Origin of the sequence: Lutibacter sp. A64 (assembly GCF_022429565.1) — a bacterium.
GTDB lineage: Bacteria > Bacteroidota > Bacteroidia > Flavobacteriales > Flavobacteriaceae > Lutibacter.
Genome location: NZ_CP092487.1, coordinates 2,792,638 through 2,818,720 on the forward strand (window position 1 = coordinate 2,792,638; position 26,083 = coordinate 2,818,720).

At 30.2% G+C, this 26,083-nt stretch carries 24 protein-coding genes; 5 read left to right on the forward strand and 19 right to left on the reverse strand.

The genetic code is table 11. The annotated features are described in order from the left end of the window. Nucleotides 1-10: 10 nt before the first annotated feature. Nucleotides 11-757: a uroporphyrinogen-III synthase gene (locus tag MKD41_RS11325; protein WP_240242404.1), complete on the forward strand. Its 747-nt coding sequence runs from the start codon at nt 11-13 to the stop codon at nt 755-757. A gap of 79 nt (nt 758-836) precedes the next feature. Here the strand turns inward: MKD41_RS11325 and radA are convergent, their stop codons facing one another. Genes radA through panC form a run of 4 tightly spaced genes read right to left on the reverse strand, consistent with a single transcriptional unit; the run spans nt 837 to nt 4,447 of the window. Beyond that, on the reverse strand, nt 837-2,195 hold the full coding sequence (gene radA, locus MKD41_RS11330; RefSeq protein WP_240242405.1) for a DNA repair protein RadA: 1,359 nt from the start codon (nt 2,193-2,195) through the stop codon (nt 837-839). A 40-nt stretch (nt 2,196-2,235) separates the two neighbouring features. Next, nucleotides 2,236-3,216, reverse strand: a complete 981-nt coding sequence (locus MKD41_RS11335; RefSeq protein ID WP_240242406.1) for a lysylphosphatidylglycerol synthase transmembrane domain-containing protein — start codon at nt 3,214-3,216, stop codon at nt 2,236-2,238. Between the two features lie 2 nt (nt 3,217-3,218). Further along, nucleotides 3,219-3,569, reverse strand: a complete 351-nt coding sequence (gene panD, locus MKD41_RS11340) for an aspartate 1-decarboxylase (protein ID WP_240242407.1) — start codon at nt 3,567-3,569, stop codon at nt 3,219-3,221. A 38-nt stretch (nt 3,570-3,607) separates the two neighbouring features. Further along, nucleotides 3,608-4,447, reverse strand: coding sequence for a pantoate--beta-alanine ligase (gene panC, locus MKD41_RS11345; RefSeq protein WP_240242408.1), 840 nt, complete (start codon nt 4,445-4,447; stop codon nt 3,608-3,610). Nucleotides 4,448-4,555: 108 nt separating this feature from the next. On the opposite strand from panC, the gene MKD41_RS11350 reads away from it, so the two are divergent. From MKD41_RS11350 to MKD41_RS11365, 4 genes are all read left to right on the forward strand, one after another. Beyond that, a complete protein-coding gene (locus MKD41_RS11350; RefSeq protein ID WP_240242409.1) occupies nt 4,556-5,362 on the forward strand; it encodes a glycogen/starch synthase in 807 nt (268 codons plus the stop codon). A gap of 29 nt (nt 5,363-5,391) precedes the next feature. Then, the gene (locus MKD41_RS11355) at nt 5,392-6,924 is read left to right on the forward strand and encodes a DUF4270 domain-containing protein (RefSeq protein WP_240242410.1); all 1,533 of its coding nucleotides are present in this window, start codon (nt 5,392-5,394) and stop codon (nt 6,922-6,924) included. An 18-nt stretch (nt 6,925-6,942) separates the two neighbouring features. Next, nucleotides 6,943-8,796 (forward strand): glutamine--fructose-6-phosphate transaminase (isomerizing), encoded by a 1,854-nt coding sequence (gene glmS / locus MKD41_RS11360; RefSeq protein ID WP_240242411.1) that lies wholly within the window; start codon nt 6,943-6,945, stop codon nt 8,794-8,796. Nucleotides 8,797-9,747: 951 nt separating this feature from the next. Continuing rightward, nucleotides 9,748-10,659, forward strand: coding sequence for a DUF5655 domain-containing protein (locus MKD41_RS11365; RefSeq protein WP_240242412.1), 912 nt, complete (start codon nt 9,748-9,750; stop codon nt 10,657-10,659). 89 nt (nt 10,660-10,748) lie between these two features. Here the strand turns inward: MKD41_RS11365 and MKD41_RS11370 are convergent, their stop codons facing one another. From MKD41_RS11370 to MKD41_RS11440, 15 genes are all read right to left on the reverse strand, one after another. Further along, complete coding sequence (locus MKD41_RS11370) at nt 10,749-10,982, reverse strand: hypothetical protein (protein ID WP_240242413.1); 234 nt, start codon at nt 10,980-10,982, stop codon at nt 10,749-10,751. 18 nt (nt 10,983-11,000) lie between these two features. Beyond that, nucleotides 11,001-11,195 carry a group II intron maturase-specific domain-containing protein gene (locus MKD41_RS11375; RefSeq protein ID WP_371824263.1) on the reverse strand — a complete coding sequence of 65 codons (195 nt, stop codon included), beginning with the start codon at nt 11,193-11,195 and terminating at the stop codon, nt 11,001-11,003. A 343-nt stretch (nt 11,196-11,538) separates the two neighbouring features. Continuing rightward, entirely contained in the window at nt 11,539-12,291 is a 753-nt protein-coding gene (locus tag MKD41_RS11380; protein ID WP_240242414.1) for an SH3 domain-containing protein, read from the reverse strand. A 1-nt stretch (nt 12,292) separates the two neighbouring features. Then, entirely contained in the window at nt 12,293-14,062 is a 1,770-nt protein-coding gene (locus tag MKD41_RS11385) for a BatD family protein (protein WP_240242415.1), read from the reverse strand. Nucleotides 14,063-14,244: 182 nt separating this feature from the next. Then, a complete protein-coding gene (locus MKD41_RS11390) occupies nt 14,245-15,063 on the reverse strand; it encodes a tetratricopeptide repeat protein (protein ID WP_240242416.1) in 819 nt (272 codons plus the stop codon). Beyond that, nucleotides 15,053-16,102 carry a VWA domain-containing protein gene (locus MKD41_RS11395; protein ID WP_240242417.1) on the reverse strand — a complete coding sequence of 350 codons (1,050 nt, stop codon included), beginning with the start codon at nt 16,100-16,102 and terminating at the stop codon, nt 15,053-15,055. The genes MKD41_RS11390 and MKD41_RS11395 overlap by 11 nt, the downstream gene beginning before the upstream one ends. Before the next feature lie 250 nt (nt 16,103-16,352). Beyond that, complete coding sequence (locus tag MKD41_RS11400) at nt 16,353-17,357, reverse strand: vWA domain-containing protein (protein ID WP_240242418.1); 1,005 nt, start codon at nt 17,355-17,357, stop codon at nt 16,353-16,355. Between the two features lie 2 nt (nt 17,358-17,359). Continuing rightward, nucleotides 17,360-18,952 carry a hypothetical protein gene (locus MKD41_RS11405; RefSeq protein WP_240242419.1) on the reverse strand — a complete coding sequence of 531 codons (1,593 nt, stop codon included), beginning with the start codon at nt 18,950-18,952 and terminating at the stop codon, nt 17,360-17,362. 14 nt (nt 18,953-18,966) lie between these two features. Then, nucleotides 18,967-19,836: a DUF58 domain-containing protein gene (locus tag MKD41_RS11410; RefSeq protein WP_240245032.1), complete on the reverse strand. Its 870-nt coding sequence runs from the start codon at nt 19,834-19,836 to the stop codon at nt 18,967-18,969. 100 nt (nt 19,837-19,936) lie between these two features. Next, the gene (locus MKD41_RS11415; RefSeq protein WP_371824264.1) at nt 19,937-20,944 is read right to left on the reverse strand and encodes an AAA family ATPase; all 1,008 of its coding nucleotides are present in this window, start codon (nt 20,942-20,944) and stop codon (nt 19,937-19,939) included. Nucleotides 20,945-21,059: 115 nt separating this feature from the next. Beyond that, complete coding sequence (locus tag MKD41_RS11420; RefSeq protein WP_240242420.1) at nt 21,060-21,806, reverse strand: UDP-2,3-diacylglucosamine diphosphatase; 747 nt, start codon at nt 21,804-21,806, stop codon at nt 21,060-21,062. Between the two features lie 31 nt (nt 21,807-21,837). Then, nucleotides 21,838-23,463 (reverse strand): S41 family peptidase, encoded by a 1,626-nt coding sequence (locus MKD41_RS11425; RefSeq protein ID WP_240242421.1) that lies wholly within the window; start codon nt 23,461-23,463, stop codon nt 21,838-21,840. Next, nucleotides 23,460-23,885: a deoxycytidylate deaminase gene (locus tag MKD41_RS11430; protein ID WP_240242422.1), complete on the reverse strand. Its 426-nt coding sequence runs from the start codon at nt 23,883-23,885 to the stop codon at nt 23,460-23,462. The genes MKD41_RS11425 and MKD41_RS11430 overlap by 4 nt, the downstream gene beginning before the upstream one ends. 54 nt (nt 23,886-23,939) lie before the next feature. Next, on the reverse strand, nt 23,940-24,524 hold the full coding sequence (locus MKD41_RS11435; RefSeq protein WP_240242423.1) for a HupE/UreJ family protein: 585 nt from the start codon (nt 24,522-24,524) through the stop codon (nt 23,940-23,942). Nucleotides 24,525-24,574: 50 nt separating this feature from the next. Then, entirely contained in the window at nt 24,575-26,047 is a 1,473-nt protein-coding gene (locus MKD41_RS11440; RefSeq protein WP_240242424.1) for an aminotransferase class V-fold PLP-dependent enzyme, read from the reverse strand. Nucleotides 26,048-26,083: the final 36 nt, after the last annotated feature.

The following is a 26,083-nucleotide window of genomic DNA, read 5'->3' on the forward strand; positions in this document are numbered from 1 at the left end:
ATTGCAGTTTATGAAAGTGAAAACAATTTTGGTTTCTCAGCCAGCTCCTAAGACCGAGAACTCTCCTTATACCGATTTAATTGAAAAACAAAAAGTAAAAATTGACTTTGTTCCATTTATTCATGTTGAAGGTGTTTCAGCAAAAGAAGTACGTGTTCAAAAAATTGATTTAAGCAAGTTTACTGCTATTATTTTAACTAGTAGAAATGCTGTTGACCACTTTTTTAGAGTAGCAGAAGAGATGCGTTTTACAGTGCCAGATACAATGAAATATTTTTGTCAATCTGAAGCAGTAGCATACTATTTACAAAAATATGTTGTGTACCGTAAACGTAAAATTTACGTTGGAAAACGTACGTTTCCAGAACTATCAACAATTATAAAAAAATATAAAGATGAGAAGTTTTTACTTCCATCATCTGATAAATTAAAAGATATTATACCAGATACTTTAAACGAACTTGGAGTAAATTGGACTAGAGCTATTTTATTTAAAACAGTTGTTAGCGATTTATCTAACTTAGAAAACGTTTTCTATGATATTTTAGTTTTCTTTTCACCGTCTGGAATAGATTCATTATTTCAAAATTTTCCAAATTTCAAACAAAATAATACCCGAATTGCAGTGTTTGGAAATTCAACGGTAAAAGCAGCTAAACAAGCTGGTTTAAAATGTAATATTGAAGCTCCAACACCTGAAACTCCATCTATGACTATGGCGTTGGAAAAATATATTTTAAAAGCTAATAAAAAGTAGTTTTTTCTTTAGATAAGAAACTTCTATAAAATTATATAAAAAAGCATCCTAATACTCTAAGCGAGATTTAGGATGTTTTTTATGCGAATAGATTAGCATAAATATCTTCAACCTTTGCAACTTTTACAATTTTAATGGCGTATTGTTTTGAGCTTATTTTATTAAATTTTGAAATAAATACCTTATTAAAACCTAGCTTTTCAGCTTCTAAAATACGCTGCTCTACTCTATTTATTGCTCTAATTTCACCCGCTAATCCAATTTCTGCTGCAAAACAAAAATCTTGTGGAATAGCTTCATCTTCATTAGAGGATAATATTGCGCTAATAACTGCTAAATCTATTGCAGGATCATCTACTTTAATACCACCGGCAATATTTAAAAAAACATCTTTTGCTCCCAATCTAAAACCTGCACGTTTTTCTAAAACGGCTAATAACATATTCAACCTTTTAAGATCGTAACCCGTTGCAGAGCGCTGTGGCGTACCATAAACTGCTGTACTTACCAATGCCTGAACTTCTATCATTAAAGAGCGCATACCTTCTAAAGTTGCCGCAATTGCAGTACCGCTTAAATTATCTTCTTTTTGAGAAATTAATATTTCTGAAGGATTATCAACCTCTCTTAAACCAATATTTTGCATTTCGTAAATACCAAGTTCTGCTGTAGAACCAAAACGGTTTTTATTGGCTCGTAAAATTCTATAGGTATGGTTTCTATCACCTTCAAATTGCAGTACAACATCTACCATATGTTCCAAAATTTTTGGTCCAGCAATATTTCCATCTTTGGTAATATGTCCAATTAATAATACTGGAGTAGCGGTTTCTTTTGCAAATTTTATAAGCTCTGCAGTAGTTTCTCTAATTTGAGAGATTGAACCTGGAGAAGCCTCAATATATTCGGTATATAATGTTTGAATAGAATCTATAACAACAACTTCTGGCTGAACTTCTTCTATCGCTTTAAAAATATGTTGCGTATTTGTTTCAGTTAAAATTAGGCAATTTGTATTTTTAATTTGTAACCGTTCTGCGCGCATTTTAATTTGGCTCTGACTTTCTTCGCCGGATACATACAGTACTTTTTTAGGAATTGCCAATGCTATTTGTAGTAATAAGGTAGATTTTCCAATACCTGGTTCACCTCCTAAAAGCGTCATAGATCCTTTTACCAAACCACCACCTAAAACACGATTTAACTCATTGTTTCGTGTAGAAATTCTATCTTCTTTATCTAAAACAATTTCATTTATTTTTAGAGCTTTGTTTGTTTTTTTAACTGAAGATGTTTGTTTCCAATTTCTTTTTTCTTCCTTTTGTATTACCTCTTCAACAATAGTATTCCACTCGTTACAAGCTTTACATTGCCCTAACCATTTTGCATATTGCGTACCACAATTCTGACAGAAAAAAGAAGTTTTTACTTTTGCCATTTGTATTAAAGTTTAAAAAATAAAGATATAAAGAAATACCTTATTTTTTTTGATATTTATTGTAAATCGGAATTAAAATTAACGATAAGCTTCCAAATAAAATAACCATTAAAGTTTGAGCTGTCCACATTATCCACCCAAAAGCTAAGGCAGCATTAAAATCTATTTTATATAAAACCAACGCTCCTGCAACTAAAAGCGGATAGGTACCTAAACCTCCATTTGTTAGTGCCATACTTAAACTACCAACAACAAACCCTACAATTATAGCTGCAAAAGATAAATTAGTGGTTTCTGGTAATGCAAATGTTACGGCGTAAAACATAAGAATATACATTCCCCAAATAAAAGCTGTATGCGCTATAAATTTCCATTTTTTTTGCATTGTAAAAATGCTTTTAGCACCGTCTATTAGTCCATTTACAAAGGTAATAAGCTTTACAATAAAAACATTTTTAGATTTTTTTAAATAGTTATAACTAAAAAACCCAACTATTGGAAACACAATAAAAATAACTATTTTAGTGTACAAACTATAATTAGAAGTTTCTTCTTTAAAAATATAACTACTAATTAATTCTGCTTGAAAAAAGAAAGCAACACCAATTATACCTAATAGAATAATTGCATCTGCAACGCGTTCGGCCACTATAGTTCCAAAAGCTTTTTCAAAAGGGATGTCTTCATATTTTTTTACACTAGCAGCACGTGCAAATTCTCCAGATCTTGGAATAAATAAATTTAATAGATAGGCTATTAAAACCGACATTATACTATTAGCTAATTTGGGTTTATAACCTAACGGTTCTAATAAAAACTGCCAGCGATACGCACGAGATAAATGGCTTAAAATACCTAATAATAACGAGACTAAAACCCACCAATAATTAGCCGTTTTAAAAGATGTTTTAATGGCTTCAATATCCAAAGGTTCTAATTTTGATAATGAGTACCAAACTAAAAAAACTCCCAAGAATATTGGGAGTATTAAAAATATAGATTTTTTAATTTTTTTTTTCAAATTTATGTTAACGAGTTATCGTTTTCATTTGGAAAAATTAATGATGGCTTAAATGATTTTGCTTCTTCAAAATCCATTATTCCGTAAGAAATTATTATAACAATATCTCCTTTAGCTACTTTTCTAGCCGCTGGACCGTTTAATGTAATTTCTCCACTTTTTCTAGGACCTGGAATTGCATATGTTTCAAGACGTTCTCCATTGTTAATATTCACAATTTGAACTTTTTCACCTTGAATTATATTGGAAGCATCCATTAAATCTTCGTCAATAGTTATACTGCCAATATATTGTAAATCGGCTCCTGTAACCTTAACTCTGTGAATTTTTGATTTTACTACTTCTATCTGCATAATGCAAAATTAATAATTTTGTGTTAATCTATTCATATTTATAAACTTATATTATCTATAAGTCTAATTTTACCTGCAAAAACAGCTATAAAAGCTCTATATTTTTGCTTAGGGTTCTTATTTTTAATTGTTAGCAGTGTTTCTTCATCTGCAATTTCAAAATATTCTAATTTAAAAAGTGGGTGTTTTTCAAACTCATTTTCAACCCAATTTACAACATCTAAAGCACTTTCTGTGCCAAACTTAACTTTTGCTTGTTTTAAAGTTTTATATATAAATGGTGCAGCTTCTCTATGTGCTTCGGTAAGTCTAGCATTTCTAGAACTCATTGCTAACCCATCAGCTTCTCTAAAAATTTCACAACCTACAATTTTTATCGGAATTTTATGATTTTTTACCATATTTCTAATAATTTGTAGTTGCTGAAAATCTTTTTCTCCAAAATATGCTTTTGTAGGTTTCACAATTTCAAACAAACGTTTTACTATAGTTCCAACACCGTCAAAATGTCCTACTCTAAATTTACCTTCCATTTGAAACTCTAAACCATCAAAATTAAAAGATTGAGAAGTTATATTATCCGCATAAATTTCTTTGGCTGAAGGCGCAAAAACTAAATCGCAAAATACAGATTTTAAGAGCGATAAATCTTTCTCTATTGTTTTAGGATAATTTATTAAATCTTCTTGCTTATCGAATTGAGTAGGATTTACAAAAACACTTACAACAACAATATCATTCTCTTTTTTTGCTCTTTCTATTAGCGATAAATGCCCTTTATGAAGTGCTCCCATAGTTGGCACAAAACCAACTGTAGTTCCTTTTTTTAACGACTCAATTTTTTGTTGTACCGATTTTATTTTTGCAAAAACTAGCATAATACATTTGTTAATAAACGTTAAAAGCGTGCAAACTTACATTTTTCAAGTCAAAATCTACATAAATTTTCGTAATTTTGCGTAATCTTTAAAATAAAGAGTTGGAATATGAAAGATAAGAGAGTATTAGTTGTATCATCTGAAGTTGTACCTTATTTACCAGAAAATGAACTATCTACAACTTCTTTCGAAGTTGCAAAAATGATCCATGGACAAGGAGGTCAAACACGTATTTTTATGCCTCGCTATGGATTAATTAATGAAAGAAGACATCAATTACACGAAGTTATTCGCTTATCTGGGATGAATTTAGTAATTAATGACATGGATATGCCACTAATTATTAAAGTTGCTTCTATTCCTAAAGAAAGAATGCAAGTTTACTTTATAGATAACGACGAATACTTTAAACGTAAAGCATTATTTACCGATGAAGATAACGCATTATTTAAAGATAATGATGAACGTGCCATATTTTTTGCAAAAGGTGTTGTTGAAACAGTAAAAAAATTAAATTGGGCTCCAGATATTATCCATGTACATGGCTGGATGGCTTCACTTTTACCTTTGTACATTAAAGAATATTACAAAAATGATCCTTTATTTACAGATAGTAAAATTGTAACTTCTATTTACAATAATGGTTTTGAAGGTTCTTTAGAAGCAAACTTTAGTGATAAAATTAAATTTGACGAGATAGATTCTTCTAAATTTAAAACTATAGCTAATCCAAATTATACAAACATTTTAATAAATGCTATTGAAAACTCCGATGCCGTTATACAAAGTAGCGAAGTACTTCCAGATGATTTATTAGAATATTTAAAAACAAGTGACAAACCTATATTAGATTACTTCCCTCCAGAAGAATTTGAAAATAAATATACAGAATTTTACATTAACAACGTTCTATAGTTAAATCCTAACAAATATTAATCTATAATATGACAACAAAAGTTGTAAGTACATTTAAATACTTAGGAATATTTTCTTTGGTATTTTTTTCACTAATTTCATGTGAAAAAGAAATTGAAAGTATAGGAGTAAATCTTATTGATAGCGATATTTTTGATACAAATAAATTAACCTCAGAAGTTATAACTACAAATGAAAATATAGATCGTGTACCTTCAAATTACCTATCTCAATACCTATTAGGAGTTTATGCTGATGAAGAATTTGGTAAAATAAAAGCTTCAGTTGTTACCCAACTAACATTACCAACCTATGGAGATAGTTATGCAACTGGTTATGGAGATGATGTAGCAATAGATTCTGTGCTTATTAATATTCCTTACCAATCTACAAGAATAGATGATTCTTCTGATGGAAAACCACAATTTACATTAGATTCTATATTTGGTAATGAAGATGTTTCATTTCAATTAGATGTATTTGAATTAAAAACATTTTTAAATACCCTGGATCCAACTGAGCCTTCTAAACAAGCTATTTATTATTCCGACAAAGAATTTCAAAAAGGAGATATTCCTTTATTTTCAGGAGAATTTAAAGTAAATGCAAACGATACAGTTACCTATATTAAAAGATATTTAAATGATGGTGTAACCGTTTATGATATTGATACTATTAAAAATGACGATTTAAGTCCTTCAATTAATTTGCCGTTAAACGAAACGCAAATTCAGCAACTTTTTATTGAAAACGCTTCAAGCTCAGAATTTTCAGATAGTGATTCTTTTAACCATTACTTTAGAGGTTTATATATTGAAGCTTCAGAATTTATGAACGAAAAAGCACATCTTTTATCGTTAGATATATCTGATGCAAAAATGGTAATTTATTATTCTAAAACTCAAGATGAAACAGACGAGCAAGATTTAAACGATAATGGTACAAAAGGTGAAGATGGTGTAAGAACAAAACATACATATAACTTTACTTTTGGAACTCTTAAATCAAATATTTTAGATAGAGATTATACAACTTCTAAATTAGCTGGAGACGATAGAATATATGTACAAGGAGCTGCAGGTTCGTTAGCAACAGTAGATTTGTTTACCAATGAAGATTTAACTGAATTAAGAGCCAATAATTGGTTAATTACAGATGCAACTTTAACTTTATATGTAGATCAAAATGCATCTTCAGATATAGCTCCAGAGCAACTTTTAATCTATAATTACGATGAAAATACACATATTATAGATATGATTACAGAAGGTGCTGCAGCTGTTGGTGGTTATTTAGAAAGAGACGATGATGAACTGCCCTACAAATACGAATTTAAAGTAACAGATTATATTTCTGAATTACTAAAATCTGATGATGAAGCTGTTGATTTAGCAAAACTTGGAATTAAAGTATATAATTCTACAGATGCACTAACAAGTATTACAGATTTAACAATAAAAAATTATAGTTGGACTCCAAAAGGTGTTGTTTTATACAACCACAATGAAAGTGCCGGAGAAAAAAGAGCTAAATTAGAAATTACATATACCGAACTTAAATAACTAAAAATACAACTTTTTATGTGTGGAATTACTGGATATTTAGGTTTTAGAGAAGCATATCCAATAGTTATTAACGGCTTACAAAGATTAGAATACCGTGGTTATGATAGCGCTGGAATTGTTTTAACTTCAAAAAAAGACAAGTTAAAACTCTTTAAAACCAAAGGTAAAGTAGCTGTTTTAAAAAAAATTGCTGAACAAAATAACACATCGGGAAATTTAGCATTAGGACATACACGTTGGGCTACGCACGGAATTCCTAGCACAGAAAATTCGCATCCACATATATCAAATTCAGGAAATTTAGTAATTGTACACAATGGTATTATTGAAAATTACGATACCATTAAAAAAGAACTTATAAATAGAGGTTACACCTTTAAAAGCGATACAGATACAGAAGTTTTAGTAAATTTAATTGAAGAAATACAACTTAAAAATAACTGCAAACTTGGTAAGGCCGTTCAATTAGCACTTACAAATGTTGTGGGTGCATATGCAATTGCGGTATATGATGTTAACAAATCCGATGAAATTATAGTTGCAAAATTAGGAAGCCCATTAGCTATTGGTATTGGAGAAAACAATACCGAATATTTTATAGCATCTGACGCTTCTCCATTTATTGAATATACCAAAGATGCTATTTATTTAGATGATGAAGAATTAGCAATAATTAAACTCGGTAAAGAAATTAGAGTCCGAAAAATTAACGATGATTCTTTTGTTGAGCCTAATATACAAGAGCTAAAACTTAACTTAGAACAAATAGAAAAAGGTGGTTACGATCACTTTATGCTAAAAGAAATACACGAACAACCACACGCAATTTTAGACACCTATAGAGGACGACTTTTAGCAGATAAAGGCATTATAAAAATGGGCAGTATTGATAACAATATTACTAAATTTTTAAGTGCAAAACGCATTATAATCATTGCCTGTGGTACATCTTGGCACGCCGGTTTGGTTGGAGAGTATTTAATTGAAGAATTTGCAAGAATTCCTGTTGAAGTTGAATACGCATCAGAATTTAGGTATAGAAATCCAATAATAAATAAAGACGATATCGTAATTGCAATTTCTCAATCTGGAGAAACTGCAGATACTTTGGCCGCCATTAAATTAGCAAAAGCTAATGGTGCTTTTGTATTTGGAATTTGCAATGTTGTTGGCTCTACAATTGCCAGAGAAACACATTCTGGAGCTTATACACACGCAGGTCCAGAAATTGGAGTAGCTTCAACAAAAGCATTTACTACACAAATAACAGTACTTTCTTTAATAGCTTTAAAATTAGGAAACCTAAAAGGCGAACTTTCTAATGCTGTGTTTAATACTTATTTACAAGAATTAGACTTAATACCTAACAAAGTAGAAGATTTATTAAAAATTAATGCAGAAATAGAAGCAATAGCTGCTATTTATAAAGATGCTCCAAACTGTTTATACTTAGGTAGAGGCTTTAATTTTCCTGTTGCCTTAGAAGGAGCCCTAAAACTAAAAGAAATCTCTTATATCCACGCTGAAGGCTATCCTGCAGCAGAAATGAAACACGGACCTATTGCTTTAATAGATGCATCTATGCCTGTAATTGTAATAGCAACCAAAAAAGGGCATTACGAAAAAGTTGTAAGTAATATACAAGAAATTATATCTAGAAAAGGAAAAATTATAGCTATAGTAACCAAAGGAGATACCGTAGTAAAAGAAATGGCAGATCACGTTATTGAAATTCCAGAAACAGAAGAGGCTTTTTCACCTTTATTAACCACAATACCTTTACAATTACTGTCTTATTATATTGCAGTAATGCGTGGTTGTAATGTAGACCAACCAAGAAACTTAGCTAAATCTGTTACGGTAGAGTAAATATTTTAATGATGGTTATTTCTATCTTTTAATACAATTTCTGCTATTAATTTATACTTTTTTATTTTTATTAGTAACAAATAACCTAAGCGTTATTAACGTTCTCGTATCTAAATTAGAACAACTCTTAACAAAAGTTTTTTTATATTTGAATAGGATAAATTTATGTGTTTTAAAAATTGCCATACCAAAAACTCACATAAAATATAACTTTATCCAATAAATAGTAACTGTAAAAAGTTAGTATTGAATGGATATAACTAGTTGTAATTAATAGCTCGATTGAATTTCTGCTAGAAATAAAATTAGCTTAATGAAATGATTTTTAGCAAATTACGAACTGAATGTTGATTCGAGTAGAATTTGAATTTCAAATTGTTGTAAAAGTCAATTAATGACAAATTCTGAATTCGATTTCTCTTTACCGATTTGAGAGCTGAAATGGAAAACTCAATGAATTCCAAGATTTTAAAATCATAACGGATTGAGATTTGAAACGAAAAAAAATTGCAGAACAAAAAAACAAGTAAAATGATAAATTCGAAACCAAATAATAAATTAAATAGCAAGGACTATTTATTTTTAACAGTATGCTTAATTATTTTTTTTACCGTAATTCTGTATATATGGGCGGATGGAACTTTAAATGGTACTCTGATCATTGCTGCTGTTATAGGAGTTATTATTGCAATTCCTATTGTTTTATATGTGTTAAAAAAATTGAATGATGAACAATGATGAAAAACCTTGAAAAATACTTAAATTTAATTATCAGTAGAACGTGTCGCTAAAAATTACAACACCTCATAAAATTTATGCTTAAATTTGAACTAGTACGAACCGACAAACATTTTAACAAACCGATTTGCTACGTCCGAAAAATCTCCGCTTTTCCAATCGCACAAATCTTATAAAAGCCCGTTGGCATTCATTAAAAAACCGAGAATATAAATGGCATTATACAAAATAGAAAAATCCTTAAAGTACATTAAAGAGAAACCATTTCGTCTCGAAAAAGAAATCCAAGATTTAACAGAACATAATCTGAAAACAATATTCGGACTTGAATTTGTGAAATCGGAATTTGCTCTGAATAGTTTTCGAATTGACACTCTTGCTTTTGACATAGAAGCGAATGCTTTTGTTATAATCGAATACAAACGAGATAAAAACTTTAGTGTAATTGACCAAGGTTATGCTTATTTGTCTCTAATGTTAAATAACAAAGCGGATTTTATACTTGAATTTAACGAAAGTCAGAATAGAACGCTGAAAAGGACTGATGTTGATTGGTCTCAATCAAGAGTTTTGTTTGTCTCTCCGAAGTTCACCAACTATCAACGTGAAGCGATAAATTTCAAAGATTTACCAATTGAATTGTGGGAAGTGAAAAGATTTGAGAATGAAACCGTTTCATTTGACCAAATTCAAAAAGCTGGAGCTCAAGAAAGTATCAAAACGATTTCAAAAACGGACAAAACTATTGACAAAATAGCTAAAGAAATAAAGGTTTACTCGGAATCTGAACATTTGGAAAGAGCTACTGAAGAAAACAAAGAACTTTACGAAAAAGTCAAAAACGCACTTTTAAATTTAGGAGATTTAGAAGTTAAACCAAAGAAGAAATACATAGCTTTTGTTTCAGGAACAAACGTTGTTGATGTTCAAGTGCAAAAGAATGCTCTTAAACTTCATATTAATCTGAAAAAAGGAGAATTAGAAGATTCAAAAAAACTGACAAGAGATGTTTCGAATATTGGGCATTATGGAAATGGAGATTATCAATTACAATTTAGTAACGATGAGGATATTGAATATATAATGAGTCTGATAAAACAATCTCTGAAAAAGAATAAAAAATAACGAAATGCTAATCGAGTAGACGGCTCCAACTAAAATAGCTGGAGTGCGCCTCTCACACCACCGTACGTACGGGTCTCGTATACGGCGGTTCACCAAATTGAAGTTTGCGTATTATTAATGTAATCTAACAAAGGTTTATACCCTTTTCGTTTAAGTCTAGATACTGTAATAGTAGTCTTTAGAATAGGGCTTTGAGCTACTGCCCAGCCTCCCATTCTTGTTCTACTCCAAGCGTAGGCTTGCCCAGCTTCTATTCCTAAACGAATCAGGTTTTTACGTTTCCTCTCTAGCTTCTTCCAATCGTGCCAAATACAATATCGCAACCGATTTACTCATATATTCTATTTTTGTTTTTGAATTCGTGATTCGCTTCGCTTAATTCTTAGCCATTCATCTAGCTTTTTAACTTTTGCATAGATGTTGGTTAAGCGGTAGTTGTTCATCCACCCTCGACAGACTTGATTTAGCCGCTCTAGACGTTCTAACAACGACATTGGTTTGGTTTTCTTGGTGATACTTTTTAGGTTACGCTTCATCTTTTCCCAACTTTTATGAGCTACTACAAGTTGGAATACCTACATTTATAGTTACAGTTAAAACAGCTCATAAATTAATATATTTGAATTATGAGTACAATACAAATGTTTCGAGAATTAAATGAAAGCTTCTAAAACCCAATCCACAAAAAGAACTGACTTAAAAAAATAAGTAAATTCTTCAATAATTTTTGATACATTAATACTAAATCTATTAAAATTATATTTTAATTGGCATTTATAGATGGTCTCTAACCTTACAAACATAAACCGTATAAAATTCATGTTTAAATTTGAAGTGTATGATTAACGAATAATTAGCTACAGTAAAATATTTAATAATTTAAATTTCTTTTAAAGCATCTGCAGAAATCCAGCCTGTTTTACCATCGGCAATTTTAATTTTCTTCCAATTATCTAAAGCATCCAAAACAATTACTTTAGTGCCTTCGTGCAATTCAAAAACCTCGTCGCTACTGGTAGAAGGAGCATTCATTATTTCAACTTTTGGGTCAAAAATAATTGCAATTCTATTTTTTTGAACTGTTTTATAATTATGAAAAGCAAAAAATACAGTTATTGCTAAAATAAAAACAGCTAAAATACTGGTATTAAAATAGAATAATTTCTTTCTTGGTGCATCAGAAAAATAGTACAATAAAAACAGTAAAGCTGCTAAAAAAGATGCTGAAACTGCTATTATTGCCCAAGTATCAAAATGCAATTTTTGGATTACACTTGCCGAAAAACGTTGTAAAAATGTTTTTGGTAAATCTTCAATAACATCAATTGTCATTCTTTTTGCAAATTCTAAATTTGCAGCGGCATCTGCATTTGCAGGATTTACTTTTAACGCTTTTTCGTAATAATAAATTGCTGGTGCAACTTTATTCATTTTATAATAACAATTTGCAATATTAAAATACAAATCGTCACTTTCAATTCCTTGTTCTTCAATGGCTAAATAAACACCAACGGCTCTTGTAAAATTTTCTTCTTTATAAAATGTGTTTCCTTCAGCAAATAGTTTGTCTACTTCTTGTGAGTAAGCAACTAGGCTAAACAGTAACACTATTATGCTAACTATTTTCTTCATTTTATAACTGCTTATCAATATTGGTTATTACTTTTTTTGCTTTTTCAAATTCTTGCTCCATCATTACATTTGTTGTTGGCGTATAACGGGCAAAATCGCAATCGTTTAATACATCTATAAATTCTTTTATTATAGGTGTATCAATTCTTTTATCTGTTAATATTTCTGAAATTCTTTCTTTTGAAATTTCAGAAGTTTCAACCTGTAATTTAGCTTTTAAAAAGTTATGCAATGCTTTTTCAAGTGCAATGTAAAACGCTTCTTGATTTCCAAGTTGTTTTTTGGCTTCAGATAAATATTTTTTTGCCAATCTATCTGCTTTTCTAATTTTATTTCCAAAGACATCTCTTGCACGTGCTGCACGTTTTTTACCGATAAAAATAGCTATTGGTATAGCTAAAAATGGCAGAAACAACAATAAATAAAACAAATCTGACTTTAAAAACTCCGATTTAACTTTAGGTTGTAAATCTGCATCTAAAGCAATAAATCTAAAATTATCACCAGTTGCAACCACATTTTGTTTAGATGCGCTAGAAGCACTATTATTGACTGCTGAAGGCAATTCTTTTCCTTCTGTTACATCTACAATAGTTGCTGGCGCATTAATAGTGATGTATTTTTCTTGTTTAGGGTCAAAATATGAGAAGGCAACTTCTGGTATTTTATATTTCCCTTTATATTGCGGAACAACAGTATAGGTATCTATTATATTTCCGCTTAAACCTGTTAAGGCTGTTGTTACTTGCTCTTTATGTTCTGGCGTATATACCTCTAATTCTGGTGGTGTAACTATTTTAGGAATTTCAAACAGTTTTAAATTTCCTTTTCCAGAAACTTTTACTGTTAATTGTGCGGCATCGTTTGCTTTTAACACGTTTTTATTGGCTTTAACTTCAAAGTTAAAATCACCAACTGCACCGGCAAAATCTAATGGTTTTCCTTGTTCTGGTAATGGTTTTACGTTTACAGTTCTAATAGCAGAAGCTGTAGCATAATTTATATTTTTTGTAATCATATTACCAAAAAAGTCTCCTCTACCTGTTGGAATACCAACAGAGAAATCCATTTTTATTGGTTCTATTTTTAATTTTCCATCTCTTTGCGGAATTAATACGGCGCGTTTTAAAACAATATATCTGTAATCTTCGCCATTGTATTTACCCATTTGAACCTTAATATTTTTTACTTCTATATCTTGGTTCCAAAAACCATTATATTGTGGCGTTTCACTTACGCGCCAATCGTTTACACTTATATTTTCGCTTACAAAAAGCTTGTAAACTACATAAATACCTTCACCAACATAAGGATTTAAATTTGAAACTTCTGCAACCAAATGAATGTTTTGTTGCGCAATATATTCTGGATTGTTTGGATCTTTAGGAATTTCAACGGCATCTAAAACCGTAATTTTAATGGAGTTAGATTTTATTATTTTATTATTGTATTCAATTTCGGCAGGAGCAATTAAAAATTCACCCACTTTTTTTGGTTCTAGTATATAAATATACGATTGTGCATAACTGGCTTTTCCGTTAATCCACGATTGGTTTACTGAAGAACTTGGACCACCAACCACTTTAAAATTGGTAAATGGTGGTGCTTTAAAATTATCGGCTCCTTGTTTGTTTACTGTAAAAACAATTCTGAAGCGCTGGTTTACACCTAATTTGTCTTTACTAACAGTTGTTTTAAGCTCTATTTGAGCAAAAAACACTTGCGATGTAAATAATAAAATAGTTACTATGTAAAACTTCAATAATTTCATTTTTCTGAAATTTATAATTTGTTTTTGGTACTTAAGGAAGTTGTCTAAAAAATAAAATTTCGTCAGTTTAATACTAATTGATATTAGTAAGATAAGCTTCTGAAATAGCTCTTTTACTCCACTGAGTGAACTAATCAGAATAACGTTCGAATTTTTAAAATTTTTAGGCTATTTCATTAAATTTACCAGTCTTTTTCTTGTTTAACTTTTTTTCCTTTTGCTTTTTCAGCATTTAGTTTCTTTTGAGTTTTATTCTCTTCGTTGTTCATTGCTTCTAACAACTGTTTCATTTGCTCAGGTGATAATTGATTAGGACGTGGTTTTTGATCTTGTTTTTTGTCTTCATCTTTCTTATCGTCATTCTTTTTTGGATCTCCTTTGTCATCTTGTTTATCGTCTCCCTTGTCCTTTTTATCGTCTTTGTTGTCTTCTTTCTTGTCGTCGTCTCCGCCTTCTTTATCTTTGTTTTTATCGTCTTTATTGTCCTTGTTATCTTTATTATCTTTGTTGTCCTTGTTATCTTGGTTATCCTTATTGTCTTGATTTTGCTGCTCTTCTAATAGTTTTTGAGCCAGTGCTAAATTGTAACGTGTTTCGTCATCTTTAGAATTATTTCGCATCGAATTTTTATAAGCAGCAACGGCTTTATCGTATTGCTTTTCATTCATAAAAGCATTCCCCATATTGTGGTAGGTTTCTGCTTTACTCATTTTATCTGTAGCTGTTTTTTCAACCAATTCAAATTGAGCAACAGCTTCTTTATTTCTATTTTGTTGATAGATAGCATTTCCTAAATTATACGAAGCTTTTGGATAATTTGGATTTTTAGAAAGTGCTTTTTTATAAGCAACTTCAGCTTCATCAAACTTTAATTGATTGTATAATTTATTACCTTCCCTAACATCTTCTCTAGCTTCACGCTCCAATTTATCGGTGTTTTCTTGTTGCGAAAAAACCAATCCTGTGACACATAAAAATATAAGTACTAATCTATTTTTCATTCTTTTCAGTTTGATTAAATAAATTTAATTTTTGAATCCATGTTGTTTTCTTTTCCAACAATAATACATCTAATATTAGGAATAATAATCCTATACCTAAAAACCATTGAAATTGATCTTTAAAATCTGCAAATTTCTTTGTTTCGAATTCGCTTTTTTCAGCTTTTAGTAAAATATCTTCAATAGTATCAATGGTTTCCTGTGTTTTATTTCCATTGATATATTTTCCATTTCCTTCATTGGCAATATCTCTTAAAACAGTTTCAACCATTTTTGTAATCACTACTTCACCTTTATTATCTTTTTTATAGCTTACAACCTGACCGTTACTTTTTATAGGAATTGGCGCTCCTTTTTCTGAACCAACTCCAACGGTATATACTTTAATTCCTTGTTTTGTAGCATCTTTTGCTAAAGAAATAGTATTTTCTTCGTGATCTTCTCCGTCTGAAACTATAAATAAAAACCGGTTGGTTTGTTCATCATTATCAAAATAGGTAATTCCTCTTTCTATGGCATCGTTTATTGCTGTTCCCTGACTAGAAACCATATCGGGATTTGCATTTTGAAGAAACATTTTTGCAGCGGCATGGTCTGTAGTAATTGGTAATAATGGATACGAATTACCGGCATAAATAATAATACCAATTCTATCGCTTCCTAAATTTTCTATTACTCTAGTAATTATCTGTTTTGCTTTATCTAAACGACTTGGAGCAATATCTTCTGCTAACATACTTTTAGAAACATCTAGCGCAAAAACAATATCTACACCTTCTCTTTTAACAGTTTCTAACTTGGTTCCCATTTTAGGGTTTGTTAGTGAGATTACTAAAAAAGCGAGTCCTAAACAAATTACTATTATTTTTAAAAACGATTTAAACCCCGATTTTTGAGGACTTAATTTTTCAATAAGTTTTTTATCTGCAAAGTGTTTTTGGGTTCTTTTTTTCCACCAAAGCACCAACAAAAACAGCACAAATACTACTGGAATAATTGCTAAGTAAATAAAATATGTTGGTTCTTCTATTTGATACATTTTTTATTAGTTTAATAGTTTAAAGGTTGAATGGTTCAATTATTTAAATGTGCTTTTCGTAAAGCATTTAACATTCTCGATATTTTGCCGATTTCAACTCTTAGTTTATCATAATTTTCTTCTGAAATAAAATTTAATTCTTTTGATATAATTAATTTAATTTTTATGTCAATTGTCATTCCTGCCTACACAGGAATAACACCCAAACTTTATTACATGATTCAACAGTTAAACAATTCAACAGTCATCATCAAATAAAACTTTTAAATACCGTATTCTTTAAAAACACTTCAATTAATATTAATAAACCTGCTAGAAGGACTAAAAATCTATATTTTTCTTGATAATTATAGTATTTAAATTCTTCTATTTCAGTTTTTTCTAACTTATTTATTTCTTCGTAAATAGCTTTTAACTTTGTGTTATCGGTAGCTCTAAAATACTGACCTTCGGTTTCTTTAGCTATATATTGTAATAATTCTTCGTCTATTTCTACAGGAGAACTTCTAAATAATAATTTTCCTGTTCTTGGGTCTTTTGCATACGGAAAAGATGCTGTTCCGTTGGTTCCTAAACCAATGGTATACACTTTAATTCCTAAGCCAACGGCTAACTCTGTGGCTGTTTTTGGATCTACAAAACCGGTATTATTTACACCGTCTGTTAGTAAAATTATAACCTTACTTTTTGCTTTACTTTCTTTTAATCTGTTAACTGCAGAACCCAATCCCATTCCAATTGCAGTTCCGCCATCTAACTGTCCCCATTTAATATCTGAGATGGTATTTCTTACAATTCGTTTATCGCTTGTAATTGGTGTTTGCGTAAAACTTTCACCGGCATACACTACAATTCCAATTCTATCATTAGGGCGTTGATTTACAAATTCTGTTGCCACTTTTTTTAAGGCTTCTAATCTGTTTGGTTTTAAATCGCGCGCTAACATACTTGCTGAAACGTCAATTGCCATTACAATATCTATCCCTTTATTAGTTTTAGTACGTTTACTTACAGAAACGTTTCTTGGACGTGCTAAAGCTACTATTAATAATGTAAGTGCTACTAAACGTAACACGTGTAATAAAGGTTTTAATTTTGATAAGATTGAAGGTTTAACTTCAAAACCTTTTATACTTGAAATTGTTAATGTGGCACTTTCTTTTTTTCGCACCAAAAATAACCAAATAGCAAGTATTGGTATTAAAACTAATAACCATAAAAACTGCGGATGTAAAAATTCAAAATTCTGAAACATACTTATTGTTTTAAGGATACTGATTTAATAATTCTGTTTACAACACTTTCGGCAGAATCGTCACTCCATAAAGAAGAAACATACACTTGACGCATTCCTTGTTTATCAGCAAAAAACAACATTGTTAGTTTGTAATCTTCCATTTGTTGTGTTGCTTCGTTTAGTCTTTTATATTCTACAGATGCTTTTTTCCCTTTAACACCATCTATTCTAATATTTTCTTTTTTAATATTAGTAAATTGGGTATTAAACTGCTTTTCAATACCGTTTAAAGCATTATTTATTCCCAAATCCATATCCATTTGCTCTAATTCACTTATAAAATGAGTAGTAGAAACAACTATATAAAAATTACTAATCGGACTTCCATACGCAAACACATTAAATTCTCCAATTGTAGACATACTATTCTCTGGAAGTTGTACAGATTGCAATGTTAACACTTCTGGTGTTTCCAAGGTTATTTTTGGATTTCCATAAGAAGCTTTATACCATTGCTCTTCAATCATTTCTGAAGTGGTTTTTCCTAAAATATTAGTTTTAATATACTTATAACCAACATAACCTAAACCACCAATCGCTAATACTATAGCCACTAAAATAATAATTAGGTATTTTTTGAAAGATGATTTCTTTTGAATTGGTGTTTCAACTAAAACCGTAGCTTCTTCTGGGTTTTCTTCTACTTTCTTTTGATTGGCGATATGAACCGCGTTTTGGGTATTGTTTAAAATAGATTCAACCTTAGTTCTATCATCTTTTATTTCTTCAATAATAGGTTTAGATTTTGCAAATTTCACTAAATCTGCACTTTCTAACACTTCTTTTAACTGTACTATAGTTTCTTTTGAAATTCCTAATTTACTAGATTCATTAAAATCTTCAATAGTTTCAATTAGCTCATTAGTAGTTGACTCTAATGCTGGAATTTTGATGTCTTTTTCTATATACGTTCTTACAATATCTGTTAATTCAGAATAATAAATTTTAATTTTATTTTGTTGTACTAACTGCTTTTCATCCAACTCTTTAAGACGCAACATAGCTTCTTGTATTGGAGCAACATATGGTTTTGGTACTATCTTTTCTATTTTCTTTCTAAAAATAAAATACAATATTAAAGCAAACAGTAATATTATTGGAATAGCCCACCACCATAAATGCTTATAATCATCAAAAGTTTTTGGTTCTCTTTTAATGGATTTTATAAGATACATTTTTTGCTTAGTAGTATCTACCTCTACGGTTGCAACATTTACCAATAAAGAATCTGTTAAAAATTGCTTACTATCTATAAGAACTTTTTGTTGTGGAATTAAATATTGACCACTATCAAAACTAGTTAGTATGTATTTTTTTTCAAGTTTATTTTTTAATGTATCTATTGTAAGTGCTTCTACAACTTCAACTTTACCTAAACTATCTAATTTAAATTCAGGAAAAATTACATTAGAAGTTTCATTTACAGAAATTTTATACTGTATTTGTTCTCCAATTCTAATGGTTGTAGTATCTACTGAAATTGTTACAGGTTGTTCCTGTGCAATTCCAATAAAACCAATAAAAAATAATATATAAACTAGTTGTTTTTTCATTTTATAATTCACTTCTATGAACCTTTATGTTTAAAATAACCTAATAATTTTTTTACATAACTTTCATCAATTCGAGAACTTATAGTACCGGCTCCACAACGTGTAAATGTTTTTTCAAAATACGTTACCGATTCATTATAATAGGCTTCATACCCTCTTCTTACACTTTTTGAAGCTGTATTTACCAATAGTGTTTTTCCGGTTTCAGCATCTAACATTGGAACCATTCCAAGGTTTGGAATAGAAACATCGTGCTCGTCATATATTCTAATACCTGTTACATCATGTTTTCTACCAACAATTTTTAATGTATGCTCGTAATCAGTATCCATAAAATCTGAAAGCACAAAAACAATGGCTTTCTTTTTTATTACACTTGATAAAAATTTTAAAGCTTCGTTAATACTGGTTTTGGTACTTTTTGGTTTAAATTCTATCAATTCTCTAATAATTCGAAGTACGTGGCTTTTCCCTTTTTTAGGAGGAATAAACAACTCCATTTGATCTGAAAATAATAACAAACCAACTTTATCGTTATTTTGAATTGCTGAAAAAGCTAATGTTGCTGCTATTTCAGTAAGTGTATCTCTTTTAAATTGTTGTGTTGTTCCAAAAAATTCTGAGCCGCTAATATCAACCATCAACATCATTGTTAATTCACGTTCTTCTTCAAAAACCTTAATAAAAGGCTCGTTATAACGCGCGGTAACATTCCAATCTATTGCTCTAACATCATCTCCGTATTGGTATTTACGCACTTCAGAAAAAGTCATACCTCGTCCTTTAAACGAACTGTGATATTCGCCTGAAAATATATGATCAGACAAACGACGTGTCTTAATCTCTATTTTTCGAACTTTTTTTAGTATTTCTTTGGTATCCATATTATCTAGTTTGCAGTATTCAGTTGCAGTATTCAATTGCATTTTTTAGTTGTTTCAGTTTTGTAAAAAACTGTCAACTGTGATTTGAGACCGCCAACTACTAAGGTACTTCTACTTGATTTACTATTTGATTGATAATATCTTCTGAGGTAATATTTTCTGCTTCTGCTTCATAAGTAACTCCAATTCTATGGCGTAAAACATCATGTACAACTGCGCGTACATCTTCTGGAATTACATAACCTCTTCTTCTAATAAAAGCATAACATTTTGCTGCCATGGCTAAGTTTATACTTCCACGTGGTGAAGCTCCAAAACTAATTAAGCCTTGTAGGCTTGGTAAATCGTATTTTTCTGGATAACGTGTTGCAAAAATAATATCTAGTATATATTTCTCTATTTTCTCGTCCATATACACTTCTTTTACTGCAACTCTAGCTCTATTAATTTGGTCTATAGATGCTACTGCATTAACAGTTCCAAAGCTACCTTTTAGATTTGCGCGCATTATTAATTGCTCTTCGTCAATTTTTGGATAGTCTATTACCGTTTTTAGCATAAACCTATCTACTTGCGCCTCTGGTAACGGATATGTTCCTTCTTGCTCTACTGGGTTTTGAGTTGCCATTACCAAAAATGGTTCATCTAACTTAAAAGTAGTATCTCCAATGGTAATTTGACGCTCTTGCATTGCTTCTAACAATGCAGATTGTACTTTTGCAGGTGCACGGTTTATCTCATCTGCCAATACAAAATTTGCGAAAATAGGACCTTTTTTTATGGTAAAATCATTATCTTTTACACTATAAATCATTGTTCCAACAACATCGGCAGGTAATAAGTCTGGCGTAAATTGAATTCTACTAAAACCTCCCTGAACAGCTTTTGATAGCGTATTAATTGCTAGTGTTTTTGCTAATCCTGGAACCCCTTCTAGTAAAATATGCCCATCACCCAATAAACCAATTAGCAATCGTTCTATCATGTGCTTTTGACCAACAATTACTTTGTTCATCTCCATTATTAACAAATCGACAAAGGCACTTTCTTTTTCAATTTTTTCATTGATAGCTTTAATATCAATAGAAACGTTATTTTCTTCAATCATTTTTTATAGTTTTTACCGCGTGAATTTAACATGCTTTCTAACACAATGCAAATAGCATAAATATTTTTTTATTTCTTGTTAAAAATTGGTTAAAAAAAGTTATAAACCCCTAGGTTTAATAAGATTTTAACACCATTTCTTGTCCGTCGAAAATTGCATAAGTAAAATGAGAAATCCAATCGCCGGTATTAATGTATTTTGAATTTTCTGTAAGTTGAATATTCATGGGTAAATGACGGTGCCCAAAAATAAAATAATTATACGCTTTTTCAGTTAATTTTTTATTACAATAATGCACTAGCCATTCATTATCTTCACCTAAAAACTTGACATCTTCTTCTCCAGAAATTAATTTATTTTTAACCGATAAATATTGAGCCAATGCAACTCCAATATCTGGATGCAACCACCTATACAACCATTTTGAAAACGGGTTGGTAAACACTTTTTTCATACGTTTATAACCTTTATCTCCAGGCCCTAAACCATCTCCGTGGCCAATTAAAAACAGTTTATTATTAAAGGTAAATTCTTTTGGTTTATAGTAAGTTGGAATATTTAATTCGGTTTCAAAATAATCTTCCATCCAAAGGTCGTGATTACCAACAAAAAAATAAATTTGAATTCCACTATCTTTTAATTCTGCAAGCTTGCCTAAGACGCGTATAAAACCTTTTGGAACTACTTTTTTATATTCAAACCAAAAATCAAAGAGATCTCCTAGTAAAAAAATAGCTTCAGCATCTGCTTTTATAGTATCTAACCAGTTTACAAATTTTTGTTCACGAACTTTACTTTGCTCAATTGTTGGAGCTCCAAAATGTTGATCGGATGCAAAATATATTTTTTTATTAGCTGTCAAAATAAAATTAGGTTATGCTTAAAAATGTGTATTATTTATTAGTATCTAACTCAACCACTTTTAAAATCATATTATCTTTCTTTTGGGTTACCATATAATACCCAGTTTGATCAAATAAATCACGTGCAAAAAATGCTTTAAAATATAATCTTAAATCTTCTCTAGCTTCTGGACTTAGTGGTTTTCTTAAATTTAATTCATTTAAATACAAATCAAATATTTTTCCATCAGCATCAAAATTAGCAACAAAATCGTCTAATTTCCAGTTATTTAATTCAGTTCTATGATTATCTATATATTCAAAAACAAATCCATTTAAACCACTGTAAAACAAACTATTGTAAGTTCGCGTAGTATCTATTGCTACAAAAACATCTGGAATTATACCACCTCCACCATAAACAACTTTACCCTTTGGCGTTGTATACTTTAAAGTATCTACAACTTTAATGCTATCTTTAGAAAGCAACTCTCCGTTATGAATTCTATTGATATAATCGCTATTATATAATTTGGTGTTATGATCTGCATACGATTTTTGAATAGATCTTCCTGTTGGTGTATAGTATCTTGAAGTTGTAAGCCTAACTGCAGAACCATCACCTAAATCCATTTCTTGTTGTACTAATCCTTTTCCAAAAGACCTACGTCCAACAATAGTTCCTTTATCGTTATCTTGCAAAGCACCGGCAACAATTTCACTTGCTGAAGCCGAATTTTGATCTATTAAAACATACACATCTCCATCTTCAAAAGAACCTTTTTTAGTAGCATATGATTTATCTACTTCACCATTTTTATTTTTTGTAAAAACAATAAGTTTTCCGTCTTCTAAAAATTCATCAATAATGCTATTTGCTATATCCATATAACCTCCACCGTTACCTCTTAAATCTAAAACTAAAGACTTCATTCCTTTTGAAATTAATTCATTTAGAGCTAATTTAAACTCTAAGTAAGTTGTTCTAGCAAAACGTTCTATATTTATATATCCCAATGTATTATTTATCATATAATATGCCGGTACACTTTTAATTGGCACCTCATCTCTAACAATTGGAATGTCTAATACTTCATCTATGGAGCGTCTATAAACTTTAAGCATTACTTCGGTAGCTGCTTCGCCTTTGAGTGATTTCATCACCGCATCAGAAATTTGTCTGCTTGCTACAAACGAACTTTTTTCAGCTTCACTAACACCTGCATTTTTAATTAAAACCTCTCCAAAAAGTGTATCTTTATCTGCAATAATAATTCTATCTCCTGCTTTAATTCCTGCTTTATAACTTGGGCCGCCATCAATTACACCTGTAACGGTTACCGTATCTTGATGTACTAAAAAAGAGACTCCAATTCCAACAAATTTACCTTGCATATTTTCGGTTACCTGCTTCAATTCTTCTTTTGGAATGTACACAGAATGTGGATCTAGTTTTACAAGCATATTAGTAATAGCATCGTCTAAAAGGCTATCTGTATCAACTTTATCTACATAATCATACTGAATGTAATTTATTAAGCGTTTTATTTTAGCTTCTGTGGTATTTGAACTAAATATAACAGCCTTGTTTTTAAAATTTATAGTACTTCCAATTAATATACCTATAGCCACTGCCAATCCAATAAAAATTGGCAAATTTGCTTTTTTATTTATCATTTTAAATCTTTAAGATGTGTTATTTCAACTCCAGCTTTTTCTAAAAACTGCACGCCAGAAGTATCTTTATATTCGTTTGCATACACCACCCGTTTTATACCTGATTGATGTATTAATTTACTACATTCTTTACAAGGTGATAATGTAATATAGAGCGTGGCATTTTTACAAGATTGCGTAGAACTAGCAACCTTTAAAATTGCATTTGCTTCTGCATGCAATACATACCATTTTGTGTCTCCAACTTCTTCTTCACAACAATTTTCAAAACCTGTAGGTGTACCATTAAAACCGTCAGAAATTATCATTCTATCTTTTACAATTAATGCACCTACTTTTTTTCTTTTACAATAGGATAATTTTGCCCATTCTAAAGCCATTCTCATGTAGGCACGATCGTATTTTAATTGTTTTTTCTTCATTTTTAATGATTGTTACGAAAGTAAAAAGATTAATACTAACTTCGAGTTAAAGTTTTACCAAAATACATTGTCTTTTAATATTGGTAACACAAAACCAATTACAATAGAAGATATTATAAGTATATAATCTCTTTTAGAAAATCTGAAAAACGTTTGAAATATAAATCCTAAAATAAGTATTATTAATACCACTACTATTTGTGCTAACTCAACTCCCAATGCAAACTCTAGCAAAGGTATAAACTTATCTTCTGAAGAACCTATAATCATTTTAAAATATCCAGAAAAACCAAGCCCATGAATTAAGCCAAAAAAGAGTGCAAAAACTAAATTTGTATTTGTTTTTAATTGCTTTGTAGTGTTTTTTACATACAAAATGTTAACTACCGCAGTAATAAGTATAGTTACAGGAATAAGAAATTCTATCCATTTTGTATCAACCGAAACAATTTTATAGGCTGCTAAAATTAAAGATAAGGTATGACCTATTGTAAAAAGTGTAATTAACCAAATTAGTTTTTTCCAATTTTTAAAATCATAAACAACTGTTAATGCTACTAAAAATAAAATATGATCATAAGCATTCCAATCTAATACATGAAACAAACCTTCTCTAAGAAAAAATATAAGTGTATCCATTTAAAAAAATTTATGGATTCAAATATAGAAAAATTTACTTCCTTAAATTATTAGTTAAACCAATTATTTACAATCTTACTCTCAATTGGTGCTGCTATTTTATGAATAAACTCGTTTTTAGATGCATTATATTCATAATCTGCCCCCCACTCTTTGTAATTTTCTGCAACTTGTTTAATGCTTTCGCATACATATAAAACTTCTTGAGTTGTAATAGTTGGGTGAATGGACATACGAATCCATCCTGGACGTTCTACCATACAACCACCTAATATTTGTTTTTCAATACCTTTTGAAGTGTTTTGATCTACGTGCAATAAAAAATGACCATATGTGCCAGCGCAAGAACACCCACCTCTTGTTTGCACTCCAAAACGATCGTTTAATAATTTTACAATTAAATTAAAATGAACATTCTCAATAAAAAAAGAAAAAATACCCAATCTATCTTGATGCTGTGGAGCTAAAATTTTAAGATTTGGAATTTTGGTCAATTTTTCAAAAACCAACTCGTTAATTTCGTGTTCTCTAGCTAAAATATTATCAATTCCCATTTCTTCTTTCAACTGAATAGAAAGTGCAATTTTTATATTTTGTAAAAAGCCAGGTGTACCGCCATCTTCACGGGTTTCAATATCATCTACATAATCGTGGTCACCCCAAGGATTTGTGTAATTTACAGTTCCTCCTCCAGGATTATCTGGCACTAGATTTTTATATAATTTTTTATTAAAAACAAGCACTCCTGATGTTCCAGGACCTCCTAAAAATTTATGTGGTGAGAAGAAAATAGCATCTAAATACATTTCTTCGTCTTCTGGGTGCATATTTATTTCTACATAAGGTGCAGAGCAAGCAAAATCTACAAAACACAAACCTCCGTTTTGATGTATAATTTTTGCTATTTTATGATAATCTGTTCTAATTCCTGTTACATTAGAACAAGCTGTTATGGAGGCTATTTTTATAGGTCTTTCTTTGTATTGATCCAATAGTTTTTGAAAACTTTCAAAACAAATTAAACCCGAATCTTGACAAGGTATTATTTCTACATCTGCAATAGTTTCTAGCCAAGATGTTTGGTTAGAATGATGTTCCATATGTGTAATAAAAACAATAGGTTTTAACAGCTCAGGAACCGAAGTGTATTCTTTTAAATTTTCTGAAACTTTTAATCCTAAAATACGTTGAAATTTATTTACAACGCCTGTCATTCCAGTACCATCTGTAATTAAAACATCGTCTGAACTTGCATTTACGTGCTGTTTAATTATATTTCTAGCCTTGTGGTAAGCCATAGTCATTACCGACCCAGTAATAGACGTTTCGGTATGCGTATTGGCAACAAAAGGTCCAAATTGATTTAATAGTTTTTCTTCAATAGGTCTATACAATCTTCCACTGGCTGTCCAGTCTGTATAAATAATTTCTTTTTCTCCGTAAGGAGATTGAAAAGATTGATTAATTCCTACAATATTATCTCTATACTTTTGAAAATAAATTTCTAATTCAGAAGAACTCATTATTTATAACTATTTAACTTACCTATATATGTACTA